Annotated in this window: 8 protein-coding genes; 1 reads left to right on the top strand and 7 read right to left on the bottom strand. The window is 44.1% G+C overall.

Annotation, left to right across the window (positions count from 1 at the left end):
- A partial coding sequence (locus tag IKN49_03320) for an EAL domain-containing protein (protein ID MBR3632077.1) occupies positions 1 to 151 on the top strand: 151 nt, incomplete at its 5' end.
- Between the two features lie 48 nt (positions 152 to 199).
- Here the strand turns inward: IKN49_03320 and IKN49_03315 are convergent.
- The 7 genes from IKN49_03315 to IKN49_03285 form a co-directional block, all read right to left on the bottom strand.
- The gene (locus IKN49_03315) at positions 200 to 1,162 is read right to left on the bottom strand and encodes a tetratricopeptide repeat protein (protein ID MBR3632076.1); all 963 of its coding nucleotides are present in this window, start codon (positions 1,160 to 1,162) and stop codon (positions 200 to 202) included.
- A complete protein-coding gene (locus tag IKN49_03310; GenBank protein ID MBR3632075.1) occupies positions 1,143 to 2,105 on the bottom strand; it encodes a patatin-like phospholipase family protein in 963 nt (320 codons plus the stop codon). The genes IKN49_03315 and IKN49_03310 overlap by 20 nt, the downstream gene beginning before the upstream one ends.
- Before the next feature lie 13 nt (positions 2,106 to 2,118).
- The gene (locus tag IKN49_03305) at positions 2,119 to 3,360 is read right to left on the bottom strand and encodes a TolC family protein (protein MBR3632074.1); all 1,242 of its coding nucleotides are present in this window, start codon (positions 3,358 to 3,360) and stop codon (positions 2,119 to 2,121) included.
- A gap of 68 nt (positions 3,361 to 3,428) precedes the next feature.
- Positions 3,429 to 3,884, bottom strand: coding sequence for a hypothetical protein (locus tag IKN49_03300; GenBank protein ID MBR3632073.1), 456 nt, complete (start codon positions 3,882 to 3,884; stop codon positions 3,429 to 3,431).
- A gap of 6 nt (positions 3,885 to 3,890) precedes the next feature.
- Positions 3,891 to 4,586, bottom strand: coding sequence for a hypothetical protein (locus IKN49_03295; GenBank protein ID MBR3632072.1), 696 nt, complete (start codon positions 4,584 to 4,586; stop codon positions 3,891 to 3,893).
- A gap of 19 nt (positions 4,587 to 4,605) precedes the next feature.
- Positions 4,606 to 5,163, bottom strand: coding sequence for a hypothetical protein (locus IKN49_03290; GenBank protein MBR3632071.1), 558 nt, complete (start codon positions 5,161 to 5,163; stop codon positions 4,606 to 4,608).
- Positions 5,164 to 5,383: 220 nt separating this feature from the next.
- Positions 5,384 to 7,354, bottom strand: a complete 1,971-nt coding sequence (locus tag IKN49_03285; protein MBR3632070.1) for a hypothetical protein — start codon at positions 7,352 to 7,354, stop codon at positions 5,384 to 5,386.
- Between the last annotated feature and the right edge of the window lie 49 nt (positions 7,355 to 7,403).

The following is a 7,403-nucleotide window of genomic DNA, read 5'->3' as shown; positions in this document are numbered from 1 at the left end:
GGGTAGTCACATTGTGGCCGAAGGGGTAGAAACCGAGGAGCAAGCGGACTTTCTACGCAGTATCGGCTGTGACACGGCGCAAGGGTTTCTCTATTCTCGCCCGATTTCGATGGAAGAATTTGAAAAGAAGTTGGATGAAGAAGGAAAATAAATTTTTCCTATCAGAAATGAAACTCCCCGGACTTTTATCCGAGGAGTTTTATTTTTGTAATAATTTTTCAGCTACACGGTGAGCAAAAGAGTCGGTATTAAAATCTTTAATTTTTTGTAGGGCCTGTCGTGCTTGTTTGGGCTTGCTATCTTTCAGATTAAGATAGATCATGAATAAAGCCAGTTCATTGGTCGGCTCTTCTGCTAGTAAAGCGCGTGCTTCTTGCAACGAGGCTTTATTATTTTTTTGCTGATACAGCCACATGGATTTAATGGCGCGCAGCTCGGTTTGCTGGGGATCTAGCCAAATAGCAATATCCAAATCTGCCAATGCATCATCGAGTTTGTCTAAACCTTTATACGCGTACGCACTTAGCAACCAATAGCGGGCATCTGCGGGCTCTTCTGTTTTGGCCATGGTAATGTGGATAAAAGCGTTCGGGTAATCCCGTTGCCTGAGGAAAGCATAGGCATAACGTGCCCGATGAACGGCAGGAGTTTGCGGATTAAGTGCAAAGAGCCGGTCATAATAATCGTGTGCCTTTGAATAGAAACCCATGTCAATATAATTGTCGGCTTGCCCTGCTAAAGCCTCTTGATTATCGGGCTCTTGCTCTAAAACACGGTCGTACATTTCAATAGACCTGTCAGTCAGTTTGGTGCGCTGATAAAGAGAGGCAGCGGCTAATAAAAGGGGGATGTTCTTGTGGTGAAATTCCAATGCTTCCAAATAAACTTCTAATGCTTTGTCTAATTGCTCCAGTTGCTCGTAGCTTTTACCCAATAATCGATATGCCCGTGCTTCACGGCGTTTAATGTTTTGGGTTTTATAAATATATTGGGAAAGTTCGGTAATTGCTTGCTGATAATCCCCTTTTTCGTAGGTTTGGCGGGCGTGTACATATTCCTGCCTATCCTTAAACGGCGCAGAAAACAAGCCGGCCCAGCCGGCAGAAGCGCCGGCCAAAAAGAGGCATATAACCACGATACAATTACGGGCGAATAATGTCATCTAGTGCAAACAGCAGCAGGTCTTCCTGCAGCGCTCCTAATGATTTATTAGCCATGCGAATTCCTACTTCGCCGGCTTGTTGTAATTTATCCAGTTCTAAAGTACGTGTATTTAAGACACGGCTTTCAATGACAAAATTGGCTTTCTGGGCGGATTCTTCAATCATGGCTGCCCCGCGCACATCTCCGACACGTACCAAATAAGCAGCGACAGATTGGGGGGTTTTGGAAAAGAAATCCGGCGGGGTGACCGAAGCAATAATATAGTCTGCTCCCTGCTCTTTAACTAAATTAACAGGTAAATAATTTACCACGGCCCCGTCCACCAAATAGCGATGACGATAAGAAACAGGCTCAAATACGCCCGGTAGATTCATGCTGGCGCGCACGGCGATATCTAAGGGACCGGAATTAAAAATGACTTGCTCTCCGGTTTTGACATCCATGGCCGCCGTTACAAAAGGAATGGGCATATCTTCAAATTGCATATCTCCCAACTGATCCTTAAAAAACTGTTGTAAGTTGCGCGAGGAAGGTAAGCGGTTTAAGAAGAGAAAACGGAAAAATCCCATCAAGTTAAAATCCGGGGTAATTTTATCAATCGTAATGTGATTGCCGATTTCCCATAATTTATCGGTGGGCAGTCCGGCCGCATATAAAGATCCTACCACCGATCCCATGGAAATACCTGCCACCCGGTCAATGGGCACTGCGGCATTATGCAACACTTCCAATACACCTACGTGTGCAAACCCGCGCACACCACCCGCCGATAGCGCTAAGCCTACGACAGGACGTTGATCTGCTGGTAATTTGGTAAATTCATCCCACAAGAAAGAGCGCAAAACAGAATCCTGTGTGACCGTTGGCACGGCATACAGAGGGGTTGCAAAAACGGCCAAACAGAGCAAAAATACTGTTTTTAGCATTCCTCTTTTTGTCACGTTGGCTCCTTGCTTATAAATCTTGGCCGATAGCCCATTCCAATCCTGCTTTGGCTACTAAATTACGGAGTATGGCTTCGTAATACGATTTTCCCATATGGTAATAGGTTTGCAAGGCTTCCAGGGCCTCTACATTCGGGCGGAAAGATTTTTCGGTGCGTTTCAAAGTGTCTTGCATTTCATTCCAAGTGTTTTGGCGATCGATAACTTCAGTTTGCCAGAATTTCATTTCCGCAAAATTTTCAGCTACTTGCACCCGAATGCTATCTTCAATGGCGGCACGGCGTAAGGTGCTTTGTTGTTGTTCTGCCTTACGACGCGTAGATTGCGTAAATAGATTGTAGGACAAGGGCAACCGAACAGCTAAAGATACTTGTTTGTTTTCATCATCCAAATCTTCTACTCCCATTCTTTCATAGCTGCCCATCAAAATAATGTCCGGGTACTTGCGTGACAAGGCCAAATCAATGGCCAAACTATCCAATTCCAATGCATAAATAGCTGTTTTTAATTCGGGGCGAAATTCCATGGACCATAAGTTAAGATGCGGCAAATCCAAATCAATTAATACGGGTTTGAAATCGCCTTTTACAGTAATGTGGGAATTGAGTTCTTTATTCAAGGCCACGAGCATAGACAGTTGGGCTTTTTGTAATTCATGGTCTGCTATGTTTTTTTGGGAAGAGATATTGGAAACCAAGTATTGCGCTCGTATTTTTTCCCACGAGGTAGGACGCATGGAACGGTAATAGTCGGATGCCTTTGTTTGTACAGTTTGGGCCAGTGCGGCATTTTCTTGGGCATATAAGAGAGTGTAAAAAGATTGTTTGATATCCCGCACGATGGCATTTTTGACGGTTTCGTATTTGCTTTGTGCTTGTTTTAAGTTGGCTTGAGCCATCTTAAGCGTATTGCGTAAGCGGCCACCGGCGTATAAATACTGGGTGGCGGTAACTCCTGCCCCGAAGAGCTGCTGCTTGGTATTATCGGCTAACAAGTCATTACTGGGGATAAAGCGGTTGGCTACCGATTCCGGCAGCACCATCGGGTAATCCAAATCATACCATGTGGCGGTTCCTTGCAGGGCCAGTTGAGGCAAAAATTGAAATTTAGCTTCTTTAACTTTTTGCTCCGCGATAATGATTTCTTGGCGGGCCGCTAAAAAACGATTGTTATTTTCTAGTCCCAAGCGAATCGCGCTCTCGAGTGTTAAAGTATCATTAATTAAATTGGAAAAGCGTACTCCATATTCCATCTGAGCAAATAACGGTAGCCCCCAAAATAATACAAAACACCCTATTATAAACTTTTTCATAAGACCCTTCACTTTTGTTTCTTAATTTCCGCTTCCAAATAATCCATCATGTGATTGAACTCGTCTTGCAATTCCATCAGCTGATCTCCTTTGCGTAAATGAACCCGCTTGGATAAATCTCCTTTGGCAATTTCTTTACAAGTTTGTTCAAAACGATACACGGGGCCTGCCATCTTGTGGGAGAGAATTGCAGAAATCAATACCACAAAGACGATATAGACGAGGATTTTGTAGACAAAACTATAGGCAATAGAGGGAAAATGGTCATACAAGGGCTGTAGTAGTACCGGATAATGGTCAAAAATGTCATGCAATGTGAACACCATTTCATAGGCCATAATTAGTAACCCCGCCAAGACACTGATCAAAATCAGGGCCATGTAACGCAGCTGTAATTTCTTTTTGATAAAAATAGTGCGGCGTTTGAATTGCGGTTTTTTTTCTGCAGTAGTTTGTGTGGTCATAATGCCTCAGAAATTAGTGACATAGCGCAATTGCAAAATACGCTCATTTTCATCTCCGCGACCAATACGGCGTACCGCGCCGGAAAGTGCCAGCTCAGGGGTGATATAGACTCGTGCGCCGATATTCAAACGGGAGCCTCGCATGGAGTTGATATTGTCCCATTCAGCCAGTAGCGAAGCCCATTCTTTTAAGCGTAGAGAAGTGCCTAAAAAGAAATATACATCATGTCTGTCAAAATCCGACAAGTTCACCCCGGCGGTTGTTTCTAATCCCGGGAAGAAAATTTCGCGGGTCATCGTTACATATCCGCCCTTGCGGTCGTCTAAGTATTTTTTGGTAGGGCGAATATACCCGTAGCGGCGGCCATCGTATCCGATGGCAATAGCCGGAAAATATAAATTACCGTCAAATAATTTCCATTTGGCTTGGAAATCCGGCGTCAGCATTCGGATATCATCTGAATTGCCGATTAATTCATAGACTGCCAAAGAAAGTCCGATGTTCACTTGGGGCAATACACCAAAATCAACGCTTTCCATCACAGATCCGTGAGCATAAGCACGCGTCATCAAGGAGGCTTGATATTTATCTAATACCGTGGCGGTGGGTACATCGACCAGCAGTGTTTCGGGAATAGCAGTTTGAGCCGCGACTGCGAGCGGAAAGAGAAAAATGAAGGGTAAAATATATTTCTTCAGCATAGTATCTAAAAATTATCTCCTATAAAAAGATGCGCGGATCTTTCGGTTCCGGTTTTTCAATGTAGCGTATATTTTGTAAGAAAATAAATTCACGAGTAGCCATAAAATCATTGCTATCCCGCGGGAATTCCAGTTCTATTACGCCTTTTTCACGGCGTGAGGTGTCATACACCACCCCGCGATGCCATCGATCTAAATCTTCTACATCGGTGGGGAGTTTTTTAGGATTCCAAAAATCACGCAATACGATATCTCCCTTTACCAACTGGCCGCCGCCGATGGGGGAGGTTTTAACAATGACGTCTTCCGTTAAAATGGTTTTTCCTTTGCAAGGGCCATTGACAAAGGTCACTTTGTAGCGCGGGTCGCACTCGGTGGGTTTGGCATCCACGTGGGCCAATGCATAGGTGGCATAAAATTTGCCGGTATCTATGCAAGCGGCAAATATGTGGTTGCGAAACGTACGTTCATAGTCGCTGGAGGCAGAAGTACGGTTATAAGGGGCTTCTTCTTGTTTCTCTTGGTGACAGCCGCAAGCTAACAGTAATAAACAGACTGGCAAAATAAATCTTTTCATATACTCTCCCTTGATGACATAACAAACCATGGTCTGCTAAGGCAGACCTCTATAGTAGTATAACTGTTTTTAGGGGAAAAGAGCAAGCAAAAATTCGTACGCGCCGCGCGTGCGAGGGAAGGATGCGGTTGCCGGATAGAAAAATCCCCGCTGTTTGGAGCGGGGATTTTTTAGAGATATACAATTTTTAAGATTTCCTACGAGTTTACTCGACTTTGTATTAATTTACATGGAAATCAAAGAGCGGTACGTCTCCGTTTTTCTTTATATTATCAGCTTCCTTATCGGCAACTTGCTCCAAAACAACTTCGGTGGATTCATTTTTAAATTTTTGATTTGCCTCTTTGGTAATATCTGCTTCTGTCTTTTTAGATTTTATATATTGTTCCTGGGCAGACGCTCCTTTTTCTCTGTTACCATTCTCAAGGTCCCCGTTAAAAATCTTTTTGTCCTTATCTACAAAATAATTTGGGTCATCTTCGGGTTTTTCGGATATTTTAGCCAGTTCCGCGGTAGAGTAGAGGCGGATATGACCTTGTTTAATTTGATTAAAAGTTTCCTCATCCACAAACGTAACGGTCGGAAATTCCTGTTGAAGTCTGCTTATTACTGGAATCATCTGCTCATTGTCATATGGCAAGTTGGCGAGGAGATCCGCTTTAAGATTTTCAAATTCATCACCTGAAAGGCCCGGATAAATATCAAGACCCGCAACAGCTCCCATCTCCGGTACATCGTGAGATACATTCGTTAATGTATTTGAAATAGCATAGCAATCATGTTTATCACAACCTTTCGCTTGATATAGCAGTTTTAAGTATTCTACTTGCGACCAGTACGGAGAGTCCTGTGGTATAGAATCTTGCCCCGGCGGAATTAACTGTTTAAAGTCCAGCGGCTGGCCGGCTGCTAACTTGTCCACCACCACCACTACCGGCGGAGTTTCAATAGTAGTCGGCTTTTCCGCTTGGGTTCCCATAGCCTCTAAGAGTTTTTGCGAAAGTTCCTGCTTTTGGGCCTCGATATATTCAGGATCGTTATACTCGATAGGTTTCTCATTACAGGATGAGAGAGAGGGAGAAGCTTCTAGGGGCGGATTATTATGCGGAAAGCCCACAGCTTTTGCAGAAGGTGGATCGTCGGATCTACAATCAGAAGCAAAAGTATACAGTTTCGTGACTATTTGGCCGGGTTCAAACTGTACCCCGTTTTGTTGGTTTTGTTCAATTGCTTGCTCCAATTCGTCTTGCTTTTGCTCTTTAATTTGTTGATTAGCTTGTTCAATGGCTTTTTGTTTGTTTTGCTCAATCTTTTCAATCACCTCGTCGGCACGTTTTGAGTCCAGCATATTGCGGGCCATTTCTTTTAATTGCTCCGCCGATTCATTTAACACCGTCGCCGGATCAGTAAATTGGTCGATGGAGATAGCATTTCCCCATTGTCTTCTTGAGAAGGAGGAAAAAGGATTTTTGCCCGATTTTCGTTCCTGGCGGGTGGATATGTTCTTGTCTTGTCCTAACCCGGTAGAAGCCGCCGCCAAAGCAAACGGTTTGTCTGTATTTGTCGGATCCGCGGAAGGGGTCTCTTCATCTTTAGAAAATAGTTTTTTAATCGGTCTCCACAAGCGGGCCCATTTAGATTCCGGAATGGCCGCCGCCGATTCGCTCGATTTCCCTATATATTTAGCGGAGCGTTCCAGTTGGACATATTTGTCATAGGCCTTATCGGTGGTGCTGACTTCATGCATACCGCGCTCAGCCGTTTCCGGGGCCGTTTGGCGGATTAAAACCCACTCACCTTCTTCATTCACAAAACCGGCTTCGCCATATTCATCATACGTCACTCCTACGGTAGAAACCTGAGAATCAGACTCGTGCTCGGCGGAATAACGTTCTGCCTCTGCCGGAGCCAAGGCCAACATATTTTCTCCTTCTTCTAAGATGTTAGTCTGTTGTGGCGGAATATTGGGCGCTTTGGAACGGCTCTTGCCCGAAAACATAGCATATATTTTGCGCGCTAATTCACTGAGCGGATTGGAAGTAAAAATCTGGGGCGTTGCTTTTTTGGCAGTCCCTTCTTTAGCAGTTTCCGAGTCCGATTCCAAAAAAGGAAGTAATAAAAAGAAGAAAATAGCTACACTCAAAATGACGACGACAATTTTTCCTACTTGTTTAGTTTTTTTATTTGGCATAATCTAACCTCTCGCATGGAGTACCCCTATAGTGTAGTTATTTTTGCGG

Source organism: Elusimicrobiaceae bacterium (assembly GCA_017528825.1).
Lineage (GTDB): Bacteria > Elusimicrobiota > Elusimicrobia > Elusimicrobiales > Elusimicrobiaceae > Avelusimicrobium.
The sequence above is the reverse complement of the archived record's forward strand: the minus strand, read 5'-3'. Positions and strand labels throughout refer to the sequence as shown.

Bases quoted from the DNA above. Each gene is read 5' to 3' on its own strand.
- IKN49_03315 (MBR3632076.1), bottom strand. From the start codon at position 1,162: ATGACATTATTCGCCCGTAATTGTATCGTGGTTATATGCCTCTTTTTG.
- IKN49_03305 (MBR3632074.1), bottom strand. From the start codon at position 3,360: ATGGAATATGGAGTACGCTTTTCCAATTTAATTAATGATACTTTAACA.
- IKN49_03300 (MBR3632073.1), bottom strand. From the start codon at position 3,884: ATGACCACACAAACTACTGCAGAAAAAAAACCGCAATTCAAACGCCGC.
- IKN49_03295 (MBR3632072.1), bottom strand. From the start codon at position 4,586: ATGCTGAAGAAATATATTTTACCCTTCATTTTTCTCTTTCCGCTCGCA.
- IKN49_03290 (MBR3632071.1), bottom strand. From the start codon at position 5,163: ATGAAAAGATTTATTTTGCCAGTCTGTTTATTACTGTTAGCTTGCGGC.
- IKN49_03285 (MBR3632070.1), bottom strand. From the start codon at position 7,354: ATGCCAAATAAAAAAACTAAACAAGTAGGAAAAATTGTCGTCGTCATT.